The 24,617-nt window shown below is 61.3% G+C and carries 24 protein-coding genes and 1 pseudogene; 6 read left to right on the top strand and 19 right to left on the bottom strand.

The features are described from left to right. On the top strand, positions 1-2,278 hold a 2,278-nt coding region (locus QN222_RS14490), incomplete at its 5' end, for a bifunctional diguanylate cyclase/phosphodiesterase (protein WP_283962850.1). A 35-nt stretch (positions 2,279-2,313) separates the two neighbouring features. On the opposite strand, the gene QN222_RS14495 is transcribed toward QN222_RS14490, so the two are convergent. Beyond that, a complete protein-coding gene (locus tag QN222_RS14495) occupies positions 2,314-2,919 on the bottom strand; it encodes a YqgE/AlgH family protein (protein ID WP_283962849.1) in 606 nt (201 codons plus the stop codon). Between the two features lie 165 nt (positions 2,920-3,084). On the opposite strand from QN222_RS14495, the gene QN222_RS14500 reads away from it, so the two are divergent. Further along, positions 3,085-3,933 (top strand): protein-disulfide reductase DsbD domain-containing protein, encoded by an 849-nt coding sequence (locus tag QN222_RS14500; protein ID WP_283962848.1) that lies wholly within the window; start codon positions 3,085-3,087, stop codon positions 3,931-3,933. 50 nt (positions 3,934-3,983) lie between these two features. After that, positions 3,984-4,469, top strand: a complete 486-nt coding sequence (locus tag QN222_RS14505) for a peroxiredoxin (RefSeq protein WP_283962847.1) — start codon at positions 3,984-3,986, stop codon at positions 4,467-4,469. Positions 4,470-4,521: 52 nt separating this feature from the next. Here QN222_RS14505 and rnhA read toward each other — a convergent pair whose 3' ends face one another. The 11 genes from rnhA to coxB form a co-directional block, all read right to left on the bottom strand. After that, positions 4,522-4,983, bottom strand: coding sequence for a ribonuclease HI (rnhA, locus tag QN222_RS14510; protein WP_283962846.1), 462 nt, complete (start codon positions 4,981-4,983; stop codon positions 4,522-4,524). Beyond that, the gene (locus tag QN222_RS14515) at positions 4,980-5,960 is read right to left on the bottom strand and encodes a homoserine kinase (RefSeq protein WP_283962845.1); all 981 of its coding nucleotides are present in this window, start codon (positions 5,958-5,960) and stop codon (positions 4,980-4,982) included. The genes rnhA and QN222_RS14515 overlap by 4 nt, the downstream gene beginning before the upstream one ends. A gap of 69 nt (positions 5,961-6,029) precedes the next feature. Then, entirely contained in the window at positions 6,030-7,040 is a 1,011-nt protein-coding gene (gene ispH / locus QN222_RS14520; RefSeq protein ID WP_283962844.1) for a 4-hydroxy-3-methylbut-2-enyl diphosphate reductase, read from the bottom strand. Between the two features lie 158 nt (positions 7,041-7,198). Then, positions 7,199-7,987 (bottom strand): SURF1 family protein, encoded by a 789-nt coding sequence (locus QN222_RS14525; protein ID WP_283962843.1) that lies wholly within the window; start codon positions 7,985-7,987, stop codon positions 7,199-7,201. Beyond that, positions 7,980-8,363 (bottom strand): DUF983 domain-containing protein, encoded by a 384-nt coding sequence (locus QN222_RS14530; protein ID WP_283962842.1) that lies wholly within the window; start codon positions 8,361-8,363, stop codon positions 7,980-7,982. The genes QN222_RS14525 and QN222_RS14530 overlap by 8 nt, the downstream gene beginning before the upstream one ends. Positions 8,364-8,437: 74 nt before the next feature. After that, positions 8,438-9,316: a cytochrome c oxidase subunit 3 gene (locus tag QN222_RS14535; RefSeq protein ID WP_283962841.1), complete on the bottom strand. Its 879-nt coding sequence runs from the start codon at positions 9,314-9,316 to the stop codon at positions 8,438-8,440. A 64-nt stretch (positions 9,317-9,380) separates the two neighbouring features. Then, complete coding sequence (locus tag QN222_RS14540; RefSeq protein ID WP_283962840.1) at positions 9,381-9,983, bottom strand: cytochrome c oxidase assembly protein; 603 nt, start codon at positions 9,981-9,983, stop codon at positions 9,381-9,383. An 11-nt stretch (positions 9,984-9,994) separates the two neighbouring features. Beyond that, positions 9,995-10,135: a hypothetical protein gene (locus QN222_RS14545; protein ID WP_153442220.1), complete on the bottom strand. Its 141-nt coding sequence runs from the start codon at positions 10,133-10,135 to the stop codon at positions 9,995-9,997. Then, positions 10,135-11,091 (bottom strand): heme o synthase, encoded by a 957-nt coding sequence (locus QN222_RS14550; protein ID WP_283962839.1) that lies wholly within the window; start codon positions 11,089-11,091, stop codon positions 10,135-10,137. The genes QN222_RS14545 and QN222_RS14550 overlap by 1 nt, the downstream gene beginning before the upstream one ends. A 98-nt stretch (positions 11,092-11,189) precedes the next feature. Then, positions 11,190-12,878: a cytochrome c oxidase subunit I gene (gene ctaD, locus QN222_RS14555; protein WP_283962838.1), complete on the bottom strand. Its 1,689-nt coding sequence runs from the start codon at positions 12,876-12,878 to the stop codon at positions 11,190-11,192. 20 nt (positions 12,879-12,898) lie between these two features. Next, on the bottom strand, positions 12,899-13,783 hold the full coding sequence (coxB, locus tag QN222_RS14560) for a cytochrome c oxidase subunit II (RefSeq protein ID WP_283962837.1): 885 nt from the start codon (positions 13,781-13,783) through the stop codon (positions 12,899-12,901). Positions 13,784-14,230: 447 nt separating this feature from the next. On the opposite strand from coxB, the pseudogene QN222_RS14565 reads away from it, so the two are divergent. Then, positions 14,231-14,665, top strand: a pseudogene (locus tag QN222_RS14565) (invasion associated locus B family protein); the annotation flags it as partial. A gap of 71 nt (positions 14,666-14,736) precedes the next feature. On the opposite strand, the gene ribB reads toward QN222_RS14565, so the two are convergent. The 3 genes from ribB to QN222_RS14580 form a co-directional block, all read right to left on the bottom strand. Next, the gene (gene ribB / locus QN222_RS14570; RefSeq protein WP_283962836.1) at positions 14,737-15,837 is read right to left on the bottom strand and encodes a 3,4-dihydroxy-2-butanone-4-phosphate synthase; all 1,101 of its coding nucleotides are present in this window, start codon (positions 15,835-15,837) and stop codon (positions 14,737-14,739) included. A 17-nt stretch (positions 15,838-15,854) separates the two neighbouring features. After that, positions 15,855-16,952 (bottom strand): chorismate synthase, encoded by a 1,098-nt coding sequence (gene aroC / locus QN222_RS14575; protein WP_283962835.1) that lies wholly within the window; start codon positions 16,950-16,952, stop codon positions 15,855-15,857. Positions 16,953-17,070: 118 nt separating this feature from the next. Further along, positions 17,071-19,788, bottom strand: coding sequence for an EAL domain-containing protein (locus QN222_RS14580; protein ID WP_283962834.1), 2,718 nt, complete (start codon positions 19,786-19,788; stop codon positions 17,071-17,073). A gap of 289 nt (positions 19,789-20,077) precedes the next feature. Between QN222_RS14580 and QN222_RS14585 the strand changes: the two genes are divergently transcribed. Further along, complete coding sequence (locus QN222_RS14585; protein WP_136507224.1) at positions 20,078-20,338, top strand: DUF1344 domain-containing protein; 261 nt, start codon at positions 20,078-20,080, stop codon at positions 20,336-20,338. A gap of 135 nt (positions 20,339-20,473) precedes the next feature. Here the strand turns inward: QN222_RS14585 and QN222_RS14590 are convergent, their stop codons facing one another. The 4 genes from QN222_RS14590 to QN222_RS14605 all read right to left on the bottom strand — a co-directional run bounded on the left by QN222_RS14590 (position 20,474) and on the right by QN222_RS14605 (position 23,848). Further along, positions 20,474-21,058 (bottom strand): histidine phosphatase family protein, encoded by a 585-nt coding sequence (locus tag QN222_RS14590; protein WP_283962833.1) that lies wholly within the window; start codon positions 21,056-21,058, stop codon positions 20,474-20,476. Between the two features lie 52 nt (positions 21,059-21,110). Beyond that, the gene (gene fabI / locus QN222_RS14595) at positions 21,111-21,929 is read right to left on the bottom strand and encodes an enoyl-ACP reductase FabI (RefSeq protein ID WP_283962832.1); all 819 of its coding nucleotides are present in this window, start codon (positions 21,927-21,929) and stop codon (positions 21,111-21,113) included. A 201-nt stretch (positions 21,930-22,130) separates the two neighbouring features. Next, a complete protein-coding gene (locus QN222_RS14600) occupies positions 22,131-23,189 on the bottom strand; it encodes a DnaJ C-terminal domain-containing protein (protein ID WP_283962831.1) in 1,059 nt (352 codons plus the stop codon). Between the two features lie 206 nt (positions 23,190-23,395). Beyond that, positions 23,396-23,848 carry an RT0821/Lpp0805 family surface protein gene (locus QN222_RS14605; RefSeq protein ID WP_283962830.1) on the bottom strand — a complete coding sequence of 151 codons (453 nt, stop codon included), beginning with the start codon at positions 23,846-23,848 and terminating at the stop codon, positions 23,396-23,398. A gap of 141 nt (positions 23,849-23,989) precedes the next feature. Between QN222_RS14605 and pdxH the strand changes: the two genes are divergently transcribed. Further along, a complete protein-coding gene (gene pdxH / locus QN222_RS14610) occupies positions 23,990-24,610 on the top strand; it encodes a pyridoxamine 5'-phosphate oxidase (protein WP_283962829.1) in 621 nt (206 codons plus the stop codon). Positions 24,611-24,617: the final 7 nt, after the last annotated feature.

A 24,617-nucleotide genomic window follows, 5' to 3' on the forward strand; every position in this document is an offset into this window, starting at 1 on the left:
GATCCTCTTCGTCGTCAAGGGAACGTCGATGCTGCCGGCGACCGCCGCGCTGGCCTGGGCGGTGCTCGCCTATATCTGCGTCGATTTCGGGTTCCTGTCGAAGCTGATCAGCGTCACCGCCGGCGACGAGCGAATATGGCGAGCGGGCACAGAAGTCTTCCTGGCGGCCGGACTGGTCGTTTTCCTGTTCACCTATCTCAATCTCAATCGCTGGCATCAGCACCTCGGCTATGCAACGCTCGCCTGGATTCTCGGCCTGGCGCTGCTCTTCGGCGTTGCGGTCTACGACCCGGCGATCGCCTCGGGTATTGCCCGCCTGTCCTTCGCGCTGACGGCAACCGCCGGCATCGTGCTGATCGCCTATCTCGGCTTCAACCGTTACGACCGCGCGATCCTTCTCGTTCCGGCCTGGCTATTGATCCTTGTCTGGCTTTTCGGCGCCTGGCTCGCGGTCACCGGCCAGCTTGCCAACGATATCGTCCAGCCGGCACTCGGCGGGGGCCTCGTGCTGATCGTGCTCCTGATCGGCTTCACGGTGATGCAGCATGCCTTTGCGGGCGGCGCCTATCAGCAGGGTCTTTTCTCCGATCTGGAGCGGCAGTCGCTCGCGTTGACCGGATCGGGCGACACCGTCTGGGACTGGGACGTGGCGCGCGACCGCGTCGTGACCATCCCCGACATCTCGCACCAGCTCGGTCTTTCGCTCGGCACGATGAACGGCCCCGTCCGGAATTGGGTGCCGCGCCTGCACCCGGACGACCGCGACCGCTTCCGCGCAACGCTCGACGTGCTCCTGGAGCATAGGCGCGGCCGGCTGAATCACGAGTTCCGCGTACGCGCCGAGGATGGCCATTACCATTGGCTGTCGATCCGCGCGCGCCCGGTGCTTGGCGCAAACGGCGAGATCATCCGCTGCGTCGGCACCATTGTCGACATCACCGAACAGCGCAATTCCGTCGAGCGGCTGTTGCACAATGCGCTCCACGACAATCTGACCGGGCTTCCGAACAGGCAGGTATTTCTCGACCGCTTGCAGGCAATCCTGCTTATGGCCGACGGCTCCAGCTCGGTGCGGCCGACCGTTCTTGCGATCGACATCGATCGCTACAAGCAGGTCAACGATTTGCTCGGCATCGCGGCCGGCGACAACATTCTCATCGCGTTGACACGCCGTCTGCGCCGGCTGTTGCGCCCGCAGGACACTTTGGCACGCCTCGGCGGCGATCAGTTCGGCCTGATCCTTCTGTCCGAGCGCGACCCGGCGAAAATCGCTGACTTTGCCGATGCAGTCAGTAAGGCGATCATGGTCCCGCTCAACTACGGCAATCGCGAGATCAATCTCACTGCCTCGATCGGTCTCGTTTCCTGGCTCGACCAGGAGCAGAGCGCAGCCGGTCTTCTCGACGACGCGGAGCTTGCGATGTTCCGCGCCAAGAAGGCCGGCGGCAACCGCGTCGAACCGTTCCGTCCGGCTTTCAGAACATCCGGGTCCGACCGCCTTCAGCTCGAGGCGGACCTGAAGCGAGCGATCGAGCGCAAGGAGCTTTCGCTCGTCTACCAGCCGATCGTCCGGCTCAGCGACGCCGAAATCGCCGGCTTCGAGGCGCTGATGCGCTGGGACCATCCGAAACGCGGCAACGTCTCGCCGACGGAGTTCATCCCGATCGCCGAGAATTCCGATCTCATCAATCAGCTTGGCATGTTCGCCTTCGACAAGGCGACCAGCGATCTCACCGATTGGCAGATACAGACGGGCGACCTGCCGATCTTCGTGGCGATCAATCTCTCGAGCGCACAGCTTCTGAACAACGAGCTCTATGACGACATCCGGACGGTTCTCAACAAGAACCGCTGCGATCCGGCAAAGGTCAAGATGGAGCTGACGGAATCGCTGGTGATGGAAAACCCGGAACAGGCGCGGCTCGTCCTTGAAAAGCTCAAGGAGGCGGGCCTGCGGCTGGCGCTCGACGATTTCGGCACCGGCCACTCGTCGCTCTCCTACCTGACGCGTTTCCCCTTCGACACGATCAAGATCGACAAGGCGCTCGTCCGCGACCCGAGCGACAAGCGCGGCATCCTCTTGCGTTCCGTGATTACGATGGCCCGCGAACTCGATATGCAGGTGGTCGCCGAAGGCATCGAATCCGAAGAGGACGCGATCCAGCTCGCGCAGATGGGCTGCGACTACGGCCAGAGTTTCCTCTTCGGCCCGCCGGTCGGATCGGAATCGATCCTGCGCCTGCTGAAGGAAAGGTTTCCATTGATGAAGAGGGCGTAGCCGAGCGACGAAGCGGACGGCCTGGCCGAAGAAGGTCAGGCGTGGCCGGCGTCCGTTGACAGCATGGCGGAACTGACGCCCATCAGTTCAAGCGCCCGGTCATATTTCTCGTCCAAGGCGCGGTCGAAGATGAGCTCCTCGCGAGCGGGGCAGGTCAGCCACCCGTTCTGGGCGATCTCGTTTTCGAGTTGCCCCGGCCCCCATCCTGCATAACCGAGCAGCATCGTCGCCTTCAGTGGTCCCTCGCCGCGAGAAATGGCTCTGACGATATCGAGCGTCGCAGTCAGGCAGATGTCATCGCTGACCGGAATGCTGGAGTCGCTGAGATAATCGTCGGAATGCAGAACGAAGCCGCGCCCTGTCTCGACGGGGCCGCCCGCCTGTATCTGAAAATCCCTCGTCGTTGGAGGGAGGCGGATCGCCTCCTCCTCGTCAAGGATCTGCAGATGCAAGAGGACATCCGGGAAAGTCAGCCGCTGGGGCCGGTTAATGACGAACCCCATCGCCCCGTCCTCGGAATGGGCGCAGACGAAAATGACCGTGCGGGCAAAATTGGCATCGAACATGCTCGGCATGGCGATCAGGAATTGACCGTCAAGGAAACCACGTTCGCGTGTCTTGTGCAGCACCGTTGTCGCCATAATGGATATAGCCTATCAATTCGCCACGAAATGAAAAGCGCCTCTACGTGGCGGCTGCGAAAATTTGCACGCGCGACGCTCGCGCGTGCCGATCAAGCGAATATGATCGCCGGCATAGGCCGGGGCGACTGGCGGCACGGGCCGAAGAACGGTAATGCTTAGCCCATGACCAAGCGCCCCACGGTAGAGAAGATGGCCCAACGCGTGGCTGCGGCAAGTCTTCTGCTCTTATTTTTTCTTCCTGCAAAATCACATGCGGCCGCCAGCGAATGGGTGACGTCAGCGGGCGGCGCCATCCGTCTCGTCGCCGCGCAGCCAGAAGCGGACGGCACCATTCCGGCTATTCTCGAGATCAAGCTCAAACCCGGCTGGAAGACCTACTGGCGCAATCCGGGCGCAAGCGGGATACCCCCACAGATTACGATCGACCCCTCCTCCGGCGTTGTTCTGGAGGGCATCGACTTCCCCGCGCCGAAGACGTTCGGTGAAGGACCGGCGCGCTATGTCGGCTATGACACGCCCGTCACCTTCCCGCTGGCGCTGAAGAGGACGCGTGACGATGGCGACCTCGCTGTCCGCGCGTCCGTCTTCCTGGGCATATGCGAGGACATCTGCATCCCGGTCCAAGGCGAATTGAGCCTTGTCCTGAAAAAGGGCGAGTTCGACAATCCACTCGACGGGGCACGGATCGCCGATGCCGTGGCGGCGCTGCCGCACGCCCCGTCGACCGATTTCAGGGTCACGGCAGCAAGCTTCGATGCAGAGGCAGGAGCGATCCGGCTCCGCCTGCAATTGCCTGCGGAAGCAAAGGCAGGCCAACCGGAGCTCTTTCTCGCCGGCCCTCCCGGCATGAGCTTCGGCAAGCCGGCTTTCGAAACTGAAACGGGCATCCAACGTACGGCAGATATTCCGGTAGCGTTCTCCGGCAAGGACAAGGACATCAAGGGAAAGCCCGTTGCGCTGACTGTGCGCGCCGGCGGCCGCAGCATGGAAACGACCCTTGCCTTTGATTGATGGCGACCTATAGTCCGCACCAAACCTCGCTCAAATCAGGGAGAAAGACCGTGACCATTTCCGTCGGAGACAAGCTGCCCATCGCAACCTTCAAGGAAAAGACTGCCGACGGCCCGGTTGAGGTGACGACGGACGAGCTCTTCAAAGGCAAGCGCGTCGTGCTGTTTGCCGTGCCGGGTGCCTTCACGCCGACCTGCTCGCTCAATCACCTTCCCGGCTATCTCGAAAATCGCGACGCGATCCTCGCGCGCGGCGTTGACGACATTGCCGTTGTCGCGGTCAACGACCTGCATGTCATGGGCGCCTGGGCGACCTCGTCCGGCGGCATGGGCAAGATCCATTTCCTGTCGGACTGGAACGCCGCCTTCACAAAGGCGCTTGGCATGGACATCGACCTTTCGGCCGGCACGCTCGGCATCCGCTCCAAGCGCTATTCCATGCTCGTCGAGGACGGAGTGGTCAAGGCGCTGAATGTCGAGGAGACCCCCGGCCAAGCGACCGTTTCCGGCGCCGCTGCCATGCTTGAACAGCTTTGAAAAGCTGACATCTTCGGGTCATTTTTGAAGCGGGCCTGATTGGCCCGTTTTCTTATACCGCAATACCAGGGCGGCGGTTTTTCTTGAACGGCTCCATGCCCTTGCGCGCGAGTTCATCCGCACGCTCGTTCTCGGGGTGTCCGGCATGGCCCTTGACCCAGTGCCAGGTCACGTTGTGGCGGCCCCTCGCCTCATCCAACGCCTGCCAAAGCTCGCCGTTCTTCACCGGCTTTCTGTCTCCGGTCTTCCAGCCGTTACGCTTCCAGCCGTGGATCCATTTTGAGATACCGTCCATGACGTATTTGCTGTCGGTATGAAGATCGACCTCGCAGGGTTGCTTCAGCGCGTTCAACGCCGAGATTGCCGCGAGCAGTTCCATGCGATTGTTGGTGGTCTCGGCTTCTCCACCGGACATTTCCTTCTCGACGTCGCCATAGCGAAGGACCGCACCCCAGCCACCCGGGCCGGGATTTCCCGAACAGGCGCCGTCGGTAAAGATGTCGACGTGTTTCATGCCGATGCCTCCTGGCGCGTGAGGCCGTATTCGGCGCTCGACAGGATGGCGCGATGGAAGCGGATCTTGGTGAGATATTCGAGCGGGTCCTTCTTCACCACGAGCGCGCCCGGTGGCGTCATCAGCCAGTCGTAGAGGCGCGTCAGGAAGAAGCGCAGGGCCGATCCCCGCGCGAGCAGCGGCAGGGCCGCCACTTCTTCCGCCGTCAGCCTTCGCACGCTCTGGTAGCCCGACAGCAGCGCCATGCCCTTGGTGATGTTGTAAGAGCCATTCTTCTCGAAGCACCAGGAATTCAGGCAGATGGCGACGTCATAGGCGAGGAAATCGTTGCAGGCGAAATAGAAATCAATGAGACCCGATAGACGATCGCCGAGAAAGAAGACGTTGTCCGGAAAAAGATCCGCATGAATGACGCCTTCCGGCAGGTTCTTCGGCCAACGTGCCTCCAGATAGCTCAGCTCCGCTGCGATCTCGTCCTTCAAGCCGGCTTGCACCTCATCGGCACGGGCCTCCGAGTTCTGCCAGAGCGGACGCCAACCACCAACCGAGAGCGCGTTGGTGCGCTTCAAGGGAAAATCCCGGCCGGCGACATGCATGGCCGCAAGCGCGCGGCCGACCTCGCGGCAATGCTGCGCCTCCGGTTTTCTCAGCCACATGCCTTCGAGGAAGGAGATCACGGCGGCCGGACGGCCGGACAGTTCTCCCAGAAGCTTGCCGTCCGCGCGCGGCAGCGGCAGCGGGCAGGACAGCCCCCTTTCGGCCAGATGGTGCATCAGGCCAAGGAAGAACGGCAGATCGTCCGCATTCACACGCTTCTCGTAAAGCGTGAGGATATAGGAGCCCGTGGTCGTGTGGAGAAGGAAGTTTGAGTTTTCAACGCCTTCCGCAATGCCCTTGTAGGAAGTCAGGGCACCCACGTCATAGGCTGCCAGAAAACGGATCAGATCGTCTTCCGTGATGTCGGTATAAACTGCCAAGGTTCGCCACTTTCAGAAATGTATGTCGAGTAGTTGGAGCACGCCGCGGGCGGAAGACCGCGCTTCGATTTATTCGCCGTTGACGAAGGCCATGTCGGCGGCAGTCAATTCGACGTGGCGGATCTCCCTGTTAACAAGGAAGTTCTCATTTTCCTCGACCGTGTCGGCAAGCTCCACAGCCGCATCGTAACGCTCGCGGAACGCCTCGATGATTTCGTTGACGATGACTTCCGGCGCGGACGCGCCGGCCGACAGGCCGACCGTGGAAATATCCCCGATCGCTTCCCAGTCGATTTCCGAGGCGCGCTGGACCAGAATTGATTTCTTTGCCCCGGCCCTCAGCGCCACTTCGACGAGGCGCTTGGAATTGGACGAATTCGGCGCGCCGACGACCAGGAACAGGTCGCAGCCGGGGGCCGCCTGCTTTACCGCTTCCTGGCGGTTCGTGGTCGCGTAGCAGATCGAATCGGCTGCCGGCGCGGTCAGATTCGGGAAGCGCTCGTGCAGCCGCTTGATGACGCCGGCCGTGTCGTCCACCGACAGCGTCGTCTGGGTGACGAATCCGAGATTATCGGGGTCCGGCGGCGTGTAGACGTTCGCGTCTTCGACGGTCTCGACAAGCGACACGGCGCCCTCCGGCAGTTGCCCCATCGTGCCGATGACCTCCGGGTGCCCGGCATGGCCGATGAGCACGACATGCCGCCCCAGCCGATGGTGGCGCATCGCCTGCTTGTGCACCTTCGACACCAGCGGGCAAGTGGCATCGAGATAGAACAGATTGCGGGCGTCCGCATCTGCCGGCACGGACTTCGGAACGCCATGGGCCGAAAAGACCACCGGTTGTTTGCGATGCTCCGGCGGGATCTCGTCCAGCTCCTCGACGAAGATCGCACCCTTGGCCTCAAGTCCCTCGACAACATAGCGGTTGTGCACGATCTCGTGGCGAACGTAGACCGGCGCGCCGAACTCCTTCAACGCCAGAACGACGATCTGGATCGCCCGATCGACGCCGGCGCAGAAGCCGCGCGGCCCGCAGAGGCGAATGGTAACCGGAGATTTTGCTGCCGCGGATGAGGCCATGAGTCACAAAACGGTAGAACAAACAGGAGCGAACATAGCCGGGCTGCCCCGGCCATGCGCCATATATAGCGGCAACGGCAACGCACACAAGAAAGAACACCGCCATCCGAGCAAATGCCGTGGCCCGGCCTGGACCGCCCGATAAGATCGCCTGCACCTCATGTGCCGGTTGAAACGTCGGAAGGAGAACTTTCTCGAGTGGGCTGCGGCCTGCGGCGATACAGGTATACGCCACTCACGGCCACCAGCGCGGCCGCAAGGCCGTACCACGTGAGAGCATATTGCAGATGGTTGTTCGGCAGATCGAATTGCGTGACGCCGCCGATCGGTAGGCCACCGGGATTTGCCGAAGCATCGGCGTCCACGAAGAAGGGGACAACACGATCGGTCGCAATACTGGCCGCACCCGCCATCGCGTCGAGATCCTTCCAATAGAAGATGTTCTTGGCGATGTCGTTGTCGGGAACGAGAGAGGAAGGCTTTTGCGAAAGTCTCGGGCGGGCGAGCCCGTTCACCGTCACCGTTCCGCCGACCTGCCCTTCCGGGCGAGTCGATGCGTCCTTCTTTTCGAAGGGCACGAAGCCGCGGTTGACAAAAAGGGCGCGGCCGTCTTCGAGCATCAGCGGCGTGAAAACGTAGTAGCCGGTGCGGCCTTCGTGGGTGGCGAAGAAATGGCGCTCCTTGGCGTGATCGTAAGTTCCCGACACCCGGACAGTGCGGTAGTCGATGTCGTCGCCGGCGGCGGCCATCGCCTCGATTTCCTCGAGCGAAATCGGGGGCGCCATGCGCCGCTCGGCGATCGCAGCCAGCAATGTTTCCTTCCATTGTAGCCGCTGCATCTGCCATGTGCCGAGCGACACAAGCACGCCAAGGGCCGCAATCACCAGGAAAAGGCCGGCGATCTTGCCGAGGCGGCCGCGTCCTGCCGGCTTGCGCTCCTCAACCACGATCGATCTCACCCGGACGTGCGCTGTTGCGGTATTGCAGATTGATCAGCACGCCCTTCAGCATCCGCGTCAGAGCGAGGCTGAGGACCGTGGCGAGCGGTATCCAGAGCAGGAAATGCAGCCAAAGCGGTGGACTGATGTTGACCTCCATCCACAGCGCCGCGCCGACGACGATGAAGCCGACGATCAGGATGACGAAGACAACAGGTCCGTCGCCGGAATCGGCGAAACGATAGTCGAGTTCGCAATTGCTGCAAGCGGGGCGCAATTTCAGGAACCCATCGAAGAGTTGACCCTGGCCGCAGCGCGGGCAGTGCCCTTTGATACCGGTCAAGATCGGGTCGACCGGCGGATAGAGCGCCTTGTCGTCAGTCATTGCTCACCTCCAAATGCAAGGGGCGGCCGCATTTCCGCAGGCCGCCCCGAATTCAGTACACCGTCGCCGGCCTGTTAGCCGTGGGCGACCGGCGCACCCCAGCTGCCCCAGATATAGATGGAGAAGAAGAGGAACAGCCAGACCACGTCAACGAAGTGCCAGTACCAGGCAGCCGCCTCGAGGCCGAAATGCTGCTTCGGGGTAAAGTCGCCACGTATCGCCCGCAACAGGCAGACCAGCAGGAAGATCGTGCCGATCAGAACGTGGAAACCGTGGAAACCGGTCGCCATGAAGAAGGTTGCGCCATAAATCGAGTCCCGGAAGGCGAACGGCGCGTGCGCATATTCGTAGGCCTGTACGCTGGAGAACAGGACGCCGAGCAGAACCGTCAGCGTCAGGCCGTAAACCAGACCTTTGCGGTCATCGTGCAGCAGCGCGTGGTGTGCCCAGGTAACGGTCGTGCCGGACAAGAGCAGGATGACAGTGTTGTAGAGCGGCAGGTGCCAGGGGTCGAGAACCTCGATGCCCTTCGGTGGCCAGACGCCGCCGGTGTAGGTCGCGCGCGCGGCCTGGATCGCTTCGCCCGGAAAGAGGCTTGCATCGAAGAAGGCCCAGAACCAGGCTACGAAGAACATCACCTCCGAGGCGATGAACATGATCATGCCATAGCGCAGGTGCAGCGACACGACGCGGGTGTGATGCCCCTCATGCGCTTCCTTGATCGTGTCCGACCACCAGCCGAACATGGTGTAGAGCACGAGCGCCAGGCCGATGAAGAAGACCCAGGGCGTGGCAAGCTCAGCTCCGAACAGCTTGAACGAACCACCGGCCACAAAGCGCATGAAGCCAACGCCGCCCAAAGCCATGACGAAGGCGCCGATGGAGGCGAGCAGCGGCCACGGGCTCGGGTCTATGATGTGGTAGTCGTGATTCTTCTGATGCGCATCGGCCATGTCAGTAATCCCCGATAGGTCTTTCTCTTGTCGCCCGCCCGGCATAGCCGAAACGGGGCCTCTGTCAAAGTTTGTTCTGTGCTTCCCCCGCCTTAGCCTTCACTTCTGCGAGCGGCTTGGACGGCTCGCGGGGGTAGAAGGTGTAGGACAGCGTAAGTGTCTTGATGCCCTTGGTCTCGACCGTTTTGACGATCTCCGGATCGACGAAGAAGACGACCGGCATCTCGATCTCTTCGCCCGGCTGAAGGGTTGTTTCCGTGAAGCAGAAGCATTGCACCTTGTTGAAATAGGCGCCTGCCGCCATCGGCGTCACGTTGAAAGTCGCCTGGCCAGTCGTCGGCTTCGACGATAGATTCTTCGCGCGATAGCTGACCTGCACGGTCTCACCGATCCTGACGTCGATGTCGCGCTGGACGGGCTTGAATTCCCAGGGCAGGCCCGAGGTGTTGGCGTCGAAGGTAACCTTGATCTTCTCGTCGAGGATGACGTCCGAGGCCTGCTCGACCCGCTGCGTCGTGCCGTTATAGCCCGTCACCCGGCAGAACATGTCGTAGAGCGGCACTGCCGCATAGGCCATGCCGACCATACCTGCCACGAAGGCAATGCAGGTGCCGACGATCACGCCGTTTGCGCGCTCTTTCCGGGTCGGTTGCGGGGCGTTGGTCATGCGCGGCGTTCTCAATGGACCATGCCGTTGCCGAACTTTATCAGCGTGACGACGTAGAAAAGGGCAACGAGGCCGGCGAGCACGAGACCAAGAGCGATGTTGCGGCTGCGCCGCGACTTGCGCTGTGCCTCACTGAGCTTGACGGTTTCCATCAGGCGATACCTCCGGCGTTGAGCCAGATCTGCGCGATCACGTAGTCGACCACCAGGGCCGAGAAGATCGCGAATAGATAGGCGATCGAAAAGGCGAAGAGTTTCTTGGCCGGCACCATTTTCTCGTCTCCCTCCGGCATCCGCAGAACTCCGATCGAATACCAAACGAAGCCGAGGCCCATGGCCGTGGCGAACGCGCCATAGCCAAAGCTTGCGAAGCCGAGGAAGGCGGGACAGATGCCGGTGATCGCGGTCAAGACGGCATAGATGACGATCTGCTTCTTCGTCGTCGCCTCGCCGCAGACATTGGGCATCATCGGCACACCGACGGCACCATAGTCACGCATCTTGAACAGGGCCAGCGCCCAGAAATGGGCCGGCGTCCAGAGGAAAGTGATGAGAAAAAGCACGATGCTTTCGATCGACACGGCGCCGGTCACACAGGCCCAGCCGATCATCGGCGGGAAGGCTCCCGCTGCACCGCCGATAACGATGTTCTGCGGCGTCGAGCGCTTCAGCCACATGGTGTAGATCACGGCGTAGAAGAAAATGGTGAAGGCGAGCAACCCGGCTGCGAGCCAATTGACGGCGAGCCCGAGGATGATCACGGAAAACGCCGATAGCGTCAGGCCGAAGGCGAGCGCCTCCTCAGGCAGGATCTTGCCGGCAGGGATCGGACGCTTGGCGGTACGGCTCATCACGGCGTCGATATCGGCGTCGTACCACATGTTCAGCGCACCGGAGGCACCGGCGCCAACAGCAATGCACAGGATGGCGATGAAACCGATAAACGGATTAATTTGTCCTGGCGCAAGGACGAGCCCTGCAAAGGCTGTAAAGACGACAAGAGACATGACGCGCGGCTTCAGGAGCTCGAAGTAATCGCGCGCAGAGGCCTCGGACAGGCGCGGTACGCCTTCCATGCCGACTGCTTCGTGATTGTCGATGAGCGTCATGTCTCGTCCTTGAAATTGCTGCGGCCATGGCAGCCGCATTCTGCCGGCAGGCCGGCGGTGTGAAGCCGCCGGAGCCGGCGGCTTCTGTTCGTTCCCCGTCACTTGATCCGCGGAAGCTGTTCCCACTGGTGGAACGGCGGCGGCGACGAGAGCTGCCATTCGAGCGTGTTCGCACCTTCACCCCACGGATTGTCGCCGGCAACGCGCTTGCGCGCAAAGGCTTCAGCGACACCGAAGAGGAAGATGAGCACGCCGACGGCGGCGATGTAGGAGCCGTAGGACGACACCATGTTCCAGCCGGCGTAGGCATCCGGATAGTCGATGTAGCGGCGCGGCATGCCTGCGAGGCCAAGGAAGTGCTGCGGGAAGAAGATCAGGTTCACGCCGATGAACATGACCCAGAAATGCAGCTTGCCGATGAATTCCGAATACATGTAGCCGGTCATCTTCGGGAACCAGTAGTACCAGGCAGCGAAGATCGCGAAGACGGCGCCGAGCGACAGAACGTAGTGGAAGTGAGCAACCACGTAGTAGGTGTCATGCAGTGCACGGTCGAGACCGGCATTGGCGAGCTGAACGCCCGTAACGCCGCCGACGGTAAAGAGGAAGATGAAGCCGATCGCCCAGACCATCGGGGTCGAGAAGCGGATCGAGCCGCCCCACATCGTCGCGATCCAGGAGAAGATCTTCACGCCGGTCGGAACCGCGATGACCATCGTCGCGAAGACGAAGTAACGCTGCGTGTCGAGCGACATGCCGACCGTATACATGTGGTGCGCCCACACGATGAAGCCGACGGCGCCGATCGCGACCATGGCGTAGGCCATGCCGAGGTAGCCGAAGATCGGCTTGCGCGAGAAGGTCGAAACGATGTGGCTGACGATGCCGAAGCCCGGCAGAATCAGGATGTACACTTCCGGATGACCGAAGAACCAGAACAGGTGCTGGAACAGGATCGGGTCACCGCCGCCTTCCGGTGCAAAGAAGGCCGTGCCGAAGTTGCGGTCGGTGAGCAGCATAGTGATACCGCCCGCGAGCACCGGCAGCGAGAGCAGGAGCAGGAAGGCGGTGATCAGCACCGACCAGGCAAAGAGCGGCATCTTGTGCAGCGTCATGCCGGGAGCGCGCATGTTGAGGATCGTCGTGATGAAGTTGATCGCACCGAGGATCGACGACGCACCGGCGATATGAAGGCCGAGGATCGCCAGATCCATAGCCGGGCCAGGCATGCCGGCGGTCGAGAACGGCGGATAGATCGTCCAGCCGCCGCCGGCGCCATAGGCACCCGCCGGACCTTCGACGAACATTGAAAGGAAGACAAGCAGGAACGCCGGCACGAGCAGCCAGAACGAAATGTTGTTCATGCGCGGGAAAGCCATGTCCGGCGCGCCGATCATGATCGGCACCATCCAGTTGGCGAAGCCGCCGATGAGCGCCGGCATGACCATGAAGAAGATCATGATCAGGGCGTGCGCGGTCGTGAACACGTTGAACATGTGCTTGCCGCCGTCGATGGCAGCATCACCCTCGAAGCCGTAGACCATCTGGGCCAGACCATGGAAGATCTGGATGCCCGGCTCCTGCAGCTCGGCGCGCATGAAGACCGACAAGGTGCCACCGATGAGACCGGCGACGATCGCGAACAGCAGGTAGAGCGTACCGATGTCCTTGTGGTTGGTCGACAGGAACCAGCGCTGGAAGAAGCTCAACGGCTTGTGCGCATGGTCTGCGTGGGCATGATCGGAGTGATCATGCCGGTGATCGTGGTGAACGGCTGTTCCAGCCATGGGTCGAGCTCCCCTTCCGATTACTGTGCGGCGTTTGCGGCGACGTCAACGGTCTTGGCCGCGCCGTCGATGGACGCCATGAGCGCCTTGTTCGCTTCGCCGATGTTGGTTGCGGCGGCAGCAAGCCAGGCGTCGTATTTATCCTGCGCGACTACGCGAATGGCGATCGGCATATAGGCGTGATCCTTGCCGCAGAGCTCGGAACACTGGCCATAATAGAGCCCTTCACGGTCCGCCTTGAACCAGGTTTCATTGAGACGGCCCGGGACGGCGTCGATCTTCACACCGAAAGCCGGCATGGCGAAGGCATGAATAACGTCCGCAGCCGTCACGAGCATGCGTACGGTCTTGCCGACGGGCACGACCACTTCGTTGTCGACGGCGAGAAGGCGCGGATACTGGGTCTTGTCTTCCTTGCCGAGGCTGGCGCGATCCTCTTCCTTCATCAGCAGGCTGTCGAAGGAAAGCGGATTTTCACCCACCTCGTATTCATAAGACCAGTACCACTGGTTGCCGGTCGCCTTGACCGTCAGGTCCGGGTTCTGCGGCGGCGTCAGCTGCGCCGTCAGAAGCTGGAAGGACGGAATGGCAAGGAAAAGCAGAACGATAACCGGACCGACGGTCCAAATGACTTCGATCAGAGTGTTGTGGCTGGTCCGGGAAGGAACCGGGTTGGCACCCTCGCGGAACCTGACCACGACGACAATCAGCAGGAGGAGAACCAGAAGTGTGATCGGAATGATGAACCACAGGGTATATTGTTCAAACCACGTGATTTCTTCCATGATGCCCGTAGCGGCCGTCTGAAGACGCGTCTGCCATTCGACAGGCTTGTCAGCAAAGGCGCTCGAAGCAAAAAGCAGACAGGCAAGCGCTGCCAGAACTGCATAAGCCTTGTTTTTCACAATGTGTCTCCCCAATGCGCTTGATCAGGATCAAACCGAAACGCAGAATCCCTGCGATACTGCAGCGCTTCAAACCACAGTTTGACCAGCGCCGCAACATCTGTCCAATCAACCCCGTGCGGCATTTTTGCACAAGGCGGCTTTTCTCACAGGCAACCCCTCGCGCCCGCCGGCGAATTGGGTTAGGCGTATCGCGGTCCGCGTGACTGCCAGTCTACGATTTGCGTTCCAGGCTTCCCCCGACGGGGCCCAATTTCCGCCATATGGCGCTGGAATGTAGCATGCAGGGCTTTTCATTTATCTTCGCGCGCATCAAGAATAGCCCTGATGATTCGACGTTTTGAGGTTTACATGGGCCTGTCCCTATTCTCCCGGCTGCCGGTTCTGGCCGCGCTCGGAATTGCCACCCTCGTCTTCCCCACCGCAAGCATGGCCCAGCAATCCGGTGCAACGCCAGGAACGGTGAAGTCAAACCACGGTGCCTGGTCGATCGTCTGCGACCAGCCGGCGGGCGCCTCGGCTGAGCAATGCGCGCTGATGCAGAACGTCATCGCCGAGGACAGGCCGGAAGTCGGGCTTTCCGTCGTGGTACTGAAAACCGCCGACCGCAAGGCGAAGATCCTGCGCGTTCTCGCGCCGCTCGGCGTGCTTCTGCCGAACGGCCTTGGTCTCAACGTCGATGGCAAGGATATCGGCCGCGCGTATTTCGTGCGCTGCTTCTCCGACGGATGCTATGCTGAAGTGGTGCTCGAAGACGAGCTCCTGAAGACTTTCCGCGCCGGTGCGACCGCGACCTTCATTGTTTTCCAATCGCCCGAAGAAGGTATCGGCATTCCTGTCGACCTTAAGGGCTTCGGAGAGGGTTACGACGCCCTCCCTTGATTTGCAGGGTACTGAGATTAGAAGCCGCGCTCCGAGCGCGGCTTTTTCTTGCGGTACGCAAAGACCGCTACTTACAGAATCTCGGTAGCCGCGATCTTGATGCCGAACCCCTCGAGGCCGACATAGTGGCGCTCGCGCGAGGAAATGAGGCGGATCGACGTAATGCCGAGATCCTTCAGGATCTGCGCGCCGAGACCGATTTCCAGCCATTCGCTTTCGCGGGCCTGGGCTTCCGAATGGTCCTCGCGATCATGCTTGCCCTTCCGCGCTGTTTGCGAAACACCGACGCCCACAGAGCCCTCGCGCAGATAGACGATGACGCCCCTTCCCTCTCCGGCGATGCGTTTCATGATCGCGTCGATCTGACGGTTACCACCGAAGACATCCGCGCCAACATTCTCAAGGTGCAGACGAACGGGGATGTCGACGCCGTCGCGAATGTCGCCGAAGACGACGGCAAGATGCTGCATCGGATCCCACGGCAGCGAATAGGTGTGCCCCTTCGCCTTGCCGTACGGCGTATCAATCTCGAAGCAATTGCCCTGCTCGATCAGCGTTTCCTTGCGCTGGCGATAGGCGATCAGATCCGCGACCGAGACCTGTTTCAGGCCGTGGATCTCGGCGAAGCTTTCGACCTGCGGGCCGCGCATCACGGTGCCGTCGTCGTTGACGAGCTCGCAGATGACGCCGACCGGCGGGAGGCTCGCAAGCTTGCAGAGGTCCACGGCCGCCTCGGTATGGCCCGAACGCATCAGCACGCCGCCCTCGCGCGCCACCAGCGGGAAGATATGGCCCGGGCGGACGAAATCGGCCGGTCCGATGTTCGGATTGGCGAGGTTGCGAACGGTCAGCGTCCGGTCGTCGGCCGAGATACCGGTCGTGGTTCCGTGCCGGAAATCGACCGAAACGGTGAACGCGGTCGTATGGGCGGAATCGTTCTCCGCCACCATCGCATTCAGATTGAGGCGCTTTGCCTCCTCGCGCGGCATGGGCGCACAGACGATGCCTGAGGTGTGGCGGACGATGAAGGCCATCTTTTCCGGCGTGCAATGCACGGCTGCGACGATCAGGTCGCCCTCGTTCTCGCGGCCGCCGTCATCGGTGACGACGACGATCTCGCCGGCCTCGAAGGCGCGAATGGCGTCGACGACGCGCTTCTGGTCATAGGACATCAAGATTCTCCCGCAAACTACTTCAGCCTCCCGGTCTGGCCCCGGTCGCGCAGGTAATGGTCGGCGATCGTGCAGGCGAGCATCGCCTCGCCGATCGGCACGGCCCGGATCCCGACGCACGGATCGTGGCGACCCTTGGTGCGCACATCCACCTCATGGCCGTCGCTGTCGATCGAGCGCCGCTCGGTCAGGATGGACGACGTCGGCTTGATCGCGAAGCGTGCAACAACCGGCTGCCCCGTGGCGATACCGCCCAGGATGCCGCCGGCATTGTTGGAAAGAAAAACCGGCTTGCCGCCGGGCCCGATCCGCATCTCGTCGGCGTTCTCCTCGCCGCTGATCTCGGCGGCGGCAAAACCATTGCCGATCTCCACGCCCTTGACCGCGTTGATCGACATCAGGTTCGAGGCGATGTCCTGATCGAGCTTGCCGTAGATCGGCGCTCCGATGCCCGCAGGTACCCCCTCGGCAACCACCTCGACAACTGCACCGATCGATGAACCAGCCTTGCGGATGCCATCGAGATATTCTTCCCAGACCGGAACGATGGCCGGGTCGGGGGCGAAGAACGGGTTGTTGTTCACCTCCGCCCAATCCCAGTTGGCCCGATTGATCCTGTGCTTGCCGATCTGGACGAGCGCCCCGCGCACGACTAGGCCGGGCACCACTTTGCGGGCGATGCCGCCCGCAGCAACGCGCGCCGCCGTTTCGCGCGCCGAGGAGCGTCCGCCGCCGCGATAATCGCGAATGCCGTATTTGACGTCGTAGGTGTAATCCGCGTGACCGGGGCGGTAACGCTTGGCGATCTCGGAATAGTCCTTCGAGCGCTGGTCGGTGTTCTCGATCATCATCGAGATCGGCGTACCGGTCGAGATCATCGTCTCGCCGTCGTCGTCGAACATCACGCCGGAGAGGATCTTGACTAGGTCGTCCTCGCGGCGCTGGGTCACGAAACGGGATTGCCCGGGCTTGCGCTTGTCGAGCCAGGCCTGGATTTCGGCGAGCGTGAAGCGAATGCCGGGCGGGCATCCGTCGACAACGCAGCCGAGCGCCGGCCCATGGCTTTCGCCCCAGGTGGTGACGCGGAAGAGGTGACCGAAGCTATTGTGCGACATGACGACAACCAAACGCTGACAACCGCGCGCAAAAAAGACACGCGCGCCCTCTCTTAGTGGAAAGCCGTCAAAGGGAAAAGACTTTCTGCAGCACCGTCGAGCTTTGTCGATAATTCGATCAGGAAGCGAGGCGGAATCCGCGGTCCGCCGCAAAGGCGATGAAGCCTTCGCTGCTCAACGGCTTGGAAAAGGCGTAGCCCTGCAGAAGGTCGCAACCGAGAATGCCGAGCATTTCCGCATGCGCCATGGTTTCCACGCCTTCGGCGACGGTTTCGATGCCAAGCGAACGGCCGATGTCGATGATCGAGCGCACGAGCGCTTGCTCTGTTCGGGCGCCGAGCACCGGCGCCACGAGCTGACGATCGATCTTCAAGCGTTTCGGCTTGATCTTCAGAAGGCTGACGATCGAGGTGTGCCCGGTACCGAAATCGTCGATCTCGATGTCGATGCCAAGTTTCTTGATCCCGTCGATATTGGCTGTGACGACGTCGTCGCTTTCGTCGAGGAAGATCGACTCGACCAGTTCGAACGAAATCTGGCCGGGCATGATGCTGAGCCCCTTGAGCGAGGCGAGCAGATCCTTTTCCTGCAGACGCTTGGCAGAGACGTTCACGGAAATCTTCGGCACATGGAGACCGGCCGAGGCCCAGCGCATCCGGTCGGCAAGAGCCTTTTCTAGGACCAGCCGATCGAGCGTCGCTGTCACGTTCAACTCTTCGGCGATCCTCAGGAACCGGTCCGGCGTCAGGATCCCCTCACGCGGGTGCTGCCAACGGATCAGCGCCTCGACACCGGACAATGCGAGCGTCGAGGCGTCGAACTGCGGCTGGTACCACGGCACGAATTCGTCGCGTTCAATCCCTTCCAGGATCTCATCGGCGATGCGCTTGTTGGTCACCACTTCGGCCTCCAACGCCTGCGTGAAGAACTGATGGCGGTTACGTCCACTTTCCTTGGCTCGATAGAGCGCGATGTCGGCATTGACGAGCAGCTTGCGCGCATCCGCCGTGGACCGATGCGCCACCGCAACGCCGATGCTGACGCCGAAGCGACAGGGAAACCCGTCATAGTCGACCGGTTGACGCATCTTGGCGATGATGTGGTCGCACAGCGCGGCCAACGCCCTATCGTCGGCTGCTCCGGAAATCACCACAACGAATTCGTCTCCGCCGATGCGGGCGACGATGTCATCTGGCGAGATGCTCGAGCGCAGGATCTCGGAAGCGTGGACGAGCATAGCGTCGCCGGCCGCGTGCCCGAGCGTGTCGTTGATCTGCTTGAAGCGGTCGAGATCGATATGGAGGATGGCGATGCCCTCGGACTTTACGGCATTCGCCGCGAAGAGCCGATCCAGCGCCTTGTCGAGCATCCGGCGGTTGCCGAGTCCCGTCAGCGGATCATGCAGGGAATTGTGCTCGATGCGATCCTTTGCATCGGCGAGCTCGGCATTCTTCATATCTGCTGTCGCCTTGGCCGCCCTAAGCTGCTCGGTCATCAGCACGTCGTCGGTGACGTCCCAGCTTATACCGGTGATCTTCGCCCGGCCGTCGGCTCCCTCATGGGCCGAGCCCACATGGCGGACGTGGCGGATGGCGCCATCCGCCGTCACGACGCGGTATTGCGAGCGATGTTCAAGTCCTTCGTCCAGGCTACGGAACAAGGCGATGGAGGCAGCGGCGATGTCGTCAGGGTGCACGGTCGCACGCCATTGCTCATGAGTTGGATCTCGGCCGGTGCGGACAAGCCCATGCAGATGGAACATCCGGTCGTCCCAGGACCGTTCCTGCGTGGCAATGTCGATTTCCCAGATTCCGATCTTCGAAGCATCCAGAGCCAGGTTGAGCCGATGAGACAGGGCCATCACCTCGCCTTCGCGCGCCTTCAGCTTGGCTATGTTGCGCTGCCGCTCATTGACGAGACCACCGGCGAGAAAAATAGGTACGACGACGACCACGACTGCGGTGATGGTCGCAAGCCTGATCTCACCGCTGTTTGCCGGTTCCTGCGCCCAGCCGGCGACGGGAGTAGCGGCTAATTCCCATACGCCACCGGGCAGGATCAGCTCGCGGAGGACCGGCGAGTTCAGGAACACCCCGGTCTCGTCGAGAAACGGTTCCAGAACGTTGTCGCTCACCGAAACGTCGCGAATGGCAAGATGAACAGGCACATGCCGATGGTCGCGGCCGCCTGCCTCGCGCATTTCCATCCTTTCCTCATTCAGGCGCACCGACCGATAGAGCGCCTCTTCGTCAAGGACGGCCTCAACGAAGCCCCAGAACGCGGTTCGTCCGCCGACATTGGAGGAGACCGGCACAAAGATCTCGAAGCCATTGCGACTGCTCGGCAGGCGCACCGGTCCGACGACCACAGGCTTCGTCGTCAAGGCTGCACGGTCGAGCGCCACCCGCATTGCTCGGAACCTGCCGAAGTCCGTGCCGACGAAGGATTGTTGGCGCTCCTGCGAGAAAGTCATCGTGACGACGCCCGCCGGCGCCGCGGAAACACGAACAAGTTGAGGATTTTGCAGGAGCAGTTTCGACGCCAGTTTGCTGAAATCGGTTTCCTTCATCTCCGGTTGGACGGCGATCCCGTTCGCCAGTCCATTGAGCGCAGCGATATTGGTGTTGAATTCCGCGCGGAAACGGCCCGCAATCAGGTTCAATTCGTTTTCGACATCGATCTTGAGGTCTTTGCGAAAGTTCTCGCGGTGCTGACGCTCATAGATATTGCCGCCGATGAAGACCACGGCGCCCGCAATCAGCGCCGGAATGAGCGACGGCTTCGCAAAATTGGCAATCGCACGAATGCGGCGGCGCAGAGCGACGATAATCTTCAATTGTCTTTCCCCAATCCCCGGGGCGCACGGTAGTCTTGGAGTCTTAAGATAGGCTTTCGCAAAAATTTCATTGGAAAACATGGTGACAACGGCTATCCGCCGGGCAACCGATCAGCCTCGTCGGCTTGAAATTGCCCACTACGGCGTCCACTGTCCGACCACCGGCCGCACTGTCCTAAACCAGCCGACAGTTGCGCTAAAGCAACGGTATTAGGCAACTTTTGCCACAATCGGGGATCAGATGGTGATGACAAGAATATTCGCAGAATCATTGAGGAGGGCAAGAGGGATGCGATTTGTCATTGCCGCACTCATGGCCACTGCAGGTTTGCTTTCGCCGCTTTCCGCGCATGCTGAAAGCGCCGACGTGGAGGCGGTGATCACCAGTGTGGACACCGAGCGCCTGAGCCTCTCGCTGGATGACGGCAAGAGCTATCAGGCTCCCGAGGAGTTCAACTTCGAAGGTCTCGAGGCAGGCGTCAAGGTTCTCGTCTTCTACACCGAAGTCGATGGCAAACGCGTCATCAACGACCTGGAAATCGTCCAATAACCGTGACTACAGCGCCGTGCGTATTCAGACGCACAAAGGTCACTGTAGGACTGTGGATCGCTGTATATGCAGTAGGCCCGCATAAGAGCGGGCCTTTTCAGCAACCCGCCTCGCTCGACCCGTCGCAGTGGTTGCCTAGACCCAGCCGATCGTGCCATCGGCGATCCTCAGCAGCCGGTCCTGCGGAATGGCCGATGTCGCTGCTTCGTCCGCGCTCATTTCTCCGAGAAGCTTGAACAACACGCGAATGACGCCGCCATGCGTGACGCAGACTGTCGGCCGCGTCGCGTCCTTCAACCAGGCGCCGACACGCCATGACAGGATTTCGTAGCTTTCCGCATTCTGGCCCGGCGGGATGAAATCCCATTTGGCAGCGCGTCTTTCGGCGATGCGCTGCGGCACCTGGCGCTTCAATTCGGGCAAGGTGTAGCCTTCCCAGTCGCCGAAGGAGACTTCCTTCAGCCTGTCGTCAGTGCGGTAGGAAAGCGGATCGAGGCCCATGGCGTATCGCAGCCGCTCCATGGTCTCGCGTGTGCGGCCGAGCGGGCTGGCGACGAAATCGAAGTTATTCGCCTCGCGCCCGAGGATCGCCGCCAGTGAAAGGCCGTTCCCGGTCGCCTGCCGGCGACCGGTTTCGTTGAGGGGAATGTCCTTTTGTCCCTGAAGACGGCTTTCGGCATTCCAATCCGTTTGTCCATGCCGAACCATGTAGACGAGCACAGCGTTCACTCCGGGCGAGCTGTCACCACCGCCGTCATATCAAGAAAGGAAATCAGTCCTTCAGAACGGAAATGTCCGGTGCATCGACGGCCTTCATGCCGACCGTATGATAACCGGAATCGACGTGGTGCACTTCGCCAGTTACGCCGCTCGACAGATCGGAAAGCAGATAGAGCGCCGAATTGCCGACCTCCTCAATCGAGACGGTGCGCTTCAACGGCGCATTGTACTCGTTCCATTTGAGGATATAGCGGAAATCGCCGATGCCGGACGCCGCGAGCGTCTTGATCGGGCCGGCCGAGATCGCGTTGACGCGGATACCGCGGTTGCCGACATCGACCGCAAGGTAACGCACGCTCGCCTCGAGCGCCGCCTTGGCAACGCCCATGACGTTGTAATGCGGCATCACCTTCTCGGCGCCGTAATAGGTGAGCGTCAGCATCGAGCCGCCGTCGTTCATGACGCGCTCGGCACGTGCGGCGACAGCCGTGAAGGAATAGACGGAAATATCCATCGTACGCGCGAAGTTGTCACGGCTCGTATCGAGGTAGCGCCCCGTCAGTTCATCCTTGTCGGAGAAGGCGATGGCATGCACGACGAAGTCGATCTTGCCCCACTTCTCTTCGAGTGTTGAAAAGACGGCGTCAATCGATGCAAGGTCGGTCACGTCGCAATGGCCCGCCATGAAGGCGCCAAGTTCCTGCGCCAACGGTTCGACACGCTTCTTCAGTGCGTCGCCCTGCCAGGTCAGCGCGATTTCAGCACCCGCTTCCGAGCAAGCCTTTGCGATGCCCCATGCGATCGAGCGGTTGTTTGCGACGCCCATGATGACGCCGCGCTTGCCATTCATCAGACCCGATGCCTGAGCCATGGAATGTCCCCAATACTGTCTGCCTGCACCGGCCGCCGCCGGTGCGAGAGTTCACGAATGTCACGCCGCCGCACAAGATCCTGTGCGGTGCGGCAAATTGTCGAGCATTTGCCTATGGCATAGCCGTTAAAACGGTTCAAGCGCGGTGCAGATCAGGAACTGTTAGTCCCCGTAATATTGGTTCAGCTTGTCAGAAAACCGTCACAGATAAAGCCCATGGCGCAAGGACCGCATAAGGTCCGTTACTTTGTCGTCCGGCTTTTCGCGAAGCATCAGCCGCAGTTCGACAAGCAGGTCCCCGGCTTCTCCATCCGTACCGCGCAACCCCGCACCGGCAACCCGGATGACCTTGTCCGACCCGGACCATGCAGGAACGGTCACCGCAACCGGTCCGCTCGGTGCTTCTACGACAGTCTCACAGCCGAGTACGGCATCTTCAAGGTCAAGCGGCAGCGTGGTCGCCAGGTCGAGACCTTGCGTTCGGAACGGCCCATCCTGGTTGACCCGCAATGTCGCCAGGACATCGCCGCGCGCCATGCCCGTCACACGGTAACCCTGTTCCCTCAGTCGGATGGCCTGGCCGTCGGTTGCGCCGGGTGGGATCGAGAGCTTCACGGTTTCGCCGTCCGGTAGTTCGACGGATACCCGGGCGCGATTGACAACTTGCTCGACGCTTACATGAACGTCGACCGCCAGATCCGGCACTTTTTCGGCGGTCTTTGCGGCGCGACCACGAATTCGCCTTACGATCGCTGCGACCAGGTCCGCTGCCGGTGCTGCCGAGCGCCGGAAAGCCGTTGCTTCGAGCTTGAACGCTTCCTCCCGTTTCGAATCCGTGGTCGCCTCCGGCGCGGTATCCGCCGGCAGCTCGGCCTTCTCGACTGGCCGCGCAGACGCTGTTTTTGGTTTCGAGGGCGATGCTGCAGGCTGCGGTTCGACACCGAAGATCCGCGAGATGGCCTCTTCAGCCGTTTCGGCGTCGACCGGCTGCTCAGCAGGGTCCGGTCCGCGCATTTTCTGCTTCATCGCTTCCATGCGGCGCAGCTCGGCTTCACGCCGGACGCGATCGTAACGGCTTCTCAGCACCGGATCGCGCAACAGTTCATAAGCCCTGCCCGCCTCGGCAAAGCGCTGTGTCGCCAAGGGATCGTCCTGGTTGTGGTCCGGATGCACGGCCTTGGCTACCAATCGCCAAGCGGCCTTGATCTCATCCTGGCCGGCATTGCGGCGCACGCCGAGAATAGCATAGGGATCACGCATGGTTCGTCACCATCTTCTCCGACCGGCGGCCCTTCGCTCGCCATATCTCACCACGGTAAGAAGGCCGCGCCTTGCGACTTTCTTTCCCGGCGATGATCTGGAGAAGTTGCTAAATATAGGTTAGTCGGCGGTTCTGGGACCGGCTCAAACGAACGGGTCGCGATGCTTTTCCGCGGCTTTGAAATAACGTGGTTAATCGAGGATTTTCAGCCCTGCGGCCCGAAGCTCGTCAGGTGCCATTCGCCGTTGCCGAGTTGGCAGGCGCTTCCGTCGAACTTCGCTATGCCTTCATAAGAGTGGCGGGTCGTCGTGAAGCGCCGGCAGAGCATGCCGCTTGCACGGTCTTCCTGGATGGCACTGATCACGCCTGCACTTCCGGACGTCGCGTTTGCCCACGGGATCGGGCTATCGCCACCCTGAGTGATATCGGCAGAGGACACGGCGTTGCGCACTGCGACGGCGTCCGAGAGACCGTCGGCGGTTTTTGCGACCGGTACCGTTCCCGTCGACACACGATCGACGCTTGGACCGCCAAAGAGATCAAGGCCCGCGCCCATGCACCCCGGCAGAGCGAGAAGTGCCATACAAAGCACTCCGCTGCGCAGCAAGGCGAAGGAAAAGTCCTTCTTGCCATCGATCGACTTTGCTATGTCTTGCACGGCAATCCTGTCAGACTCGCAAGAGCTGCACGTTTTCCGAGGAAGTCCACAGGCAGGCTCTGACACTTTTCGATGCGGAAACACCGACCGGGCTCATCCCGAGGCGTTCCCGCGCCAGATATCACGGCATTGGAAGGCACTATGACCGCGAATGAGTTAACAACCGGTGACTTCACCGAAGCGAATGAACCCTTTTCCCTTTTCGGCACATGGTTGAAGGACGCCGAAGAGAACGAGATCAACGATCCGAACGCTTTGGCGCTTGCGACCGTCGATCCGGATGGGCTGCCCAATGTGCGCATGGTGCTGCTCAAGGGATTCGATGAACGCGGTTTCGTCTTCTACACAAATTTCGAAAGTCAGAAAGGTCGTGAAATTCTTTCCTCGCGCAAAGCCGCGATGTGTTTCCACTGGAAATCACTGCGCCGGCAGGTGCGAATCCGCGGTCCGGTCGAAATCGTCTCCGACGAAGAGGCGGACGAGTATTTCAGGAGCCGGCCACGCGGCAGCCGCATCGGCGCCTGGGCCTCGAAGCAATCGCGTTCACTCGAAAGCCGTTTCGCTCTGGAAAAGGCGGTCGCCGAATACACGGCACGCCACGCCATCGGCGAAATCCCGCGCCCGGAATTCTGGTCCGGATTCCGCATCCGCCCTACCTCGATCGAATTCTGGCACGATCGGCCCTTCCGGCTGCACGACCGGGTGGAGTTCCGTCGCCAGAAACCGGAGGGCGGCTGGGCCAAGGTGCGGATGTATCCGTGAGAGGCCG

The organism is Sinorhizobium sp. 6-70 (assembly GCF_030124375.1).
Taxonomy (GTDB): domain Bacteria; phylum Pseudomonadota; class Alphaproteobacteria; order Rhizobiales; family Rhizobiaceae; genus Sinorhizobium.

Excerpts from the sequence above, each read along its gene's own strand:
- ribB (WP_283962836.1), bottom strand. The coding sequence starts at position 15,837 with ATGTCCTATGACCAGAAGCGCGTCGTCGACGCCATTCGCGCCTTCGAG.
- QN222_RS14550 (WP_283962839.1), bottom strand. The coding sequence starts at position 11,091 with ATGACGCTCATCGACAATCACGAAGCAGTCGGCATGGAAGGCGTACCG.
- ctaD (WP_283962838.1), bottom strand. The coding sequence starts at position 12,878 with ATGGCTGGAACAGCCGTTCACCACGATCACCGGCATGATCACTCCGAT.
- rnhA (WP_283962846.1), bottom strand. The coding sequence starts at position 4,983 with ATGAAACACGTCGACATCTTTACCGACGGCGCCTGTTCGGGAAATCCC.
- QN222_RS14540 (WP_283962840.1), bottom strand. The coding sequence starts at position 9,983 with ATGACCAACGCCCCGCAACCGACCCGGAAAGAGCGCGCAAACGGCGTG.
- QN222_RS14585 (WP_136507224.1), top strand. The coding sequence starts at position 20,078 with ATGCGATTTGTCATTGCCGCACTCATGGCCACTGCAGGTTTGCTTTCG.
- pdxH (WP_283962829.1), top strand. The coding sequence starts at position 23,990 with ATGACCGCGAATGAGTTAACAACCGGTGACTTCACCGAAGCGAATGAA.
- fabI (WP_283962832.1), bottom strand. The coding sequence starts at position 21,929 with ATGGCTCAGGCATCGGGTCTGATGAATGGCAAGCGCGGCGTCATCATG.
- QN222_RS14500 (WP_283962848.1), top strand. The coding sequence starts at position 3,085 with ATGACCAAGCGCCCCACGGTAGAGAAGATGGCCCAACGCGTGGCTGCG.
- QN222_RS14535 (WP_283962841.1), bottom strand. The coding sequence starts at position 9,316 with ATGGCCGATGCGCATCAGAAGAATCACGACTACCACATCATAGACCCG.
- QN222_RS14530 (WP_283962842.1), bottom strand. The coding sequence starts at position 8,363 with ATGACTGACGACAAGGCGCTCTATCCGCCGGTCGACCCGATCTTGACC.
- QN222_RS14495 (WP_283962849.1), bottom strand. The coding sequence starts at position 2,919 with ATGGCGACAACGGTGCTGCACAAGACACGCGAACGTGGTTTCCTTGAC.
- ispH (WP_283962844.1), bottom strand. The coding sequence starts at position 7,040 with ATGGCCTCATCCGCGGCAGCAAAATCTCCGGTTACCATTCGCCTCTGC.
- aroC (WP_283962835.1), bottom strand. The coding sequence starts at position 16,952 with ATGTCGCACAATAGCTTCGGTCACCTCTTCCGCGTCACCACCTGGGGC.
- QN222_RS14600 (WP_283962831.1), bottom strand. The coding sequence starts at position 23,189 with ATGCGTGATCCCTATGCTATTCTCGGCGTGCGCCGCAATGCCGGCCAG.
- QN222_RS14545 (WP_153442220.1), bottom strand. The coding sequence starts at position 10,135 with ATGGAAACCGTCAAGCTCAGTGAGGCACAGCGCAAGTCGCGGCGCAGC.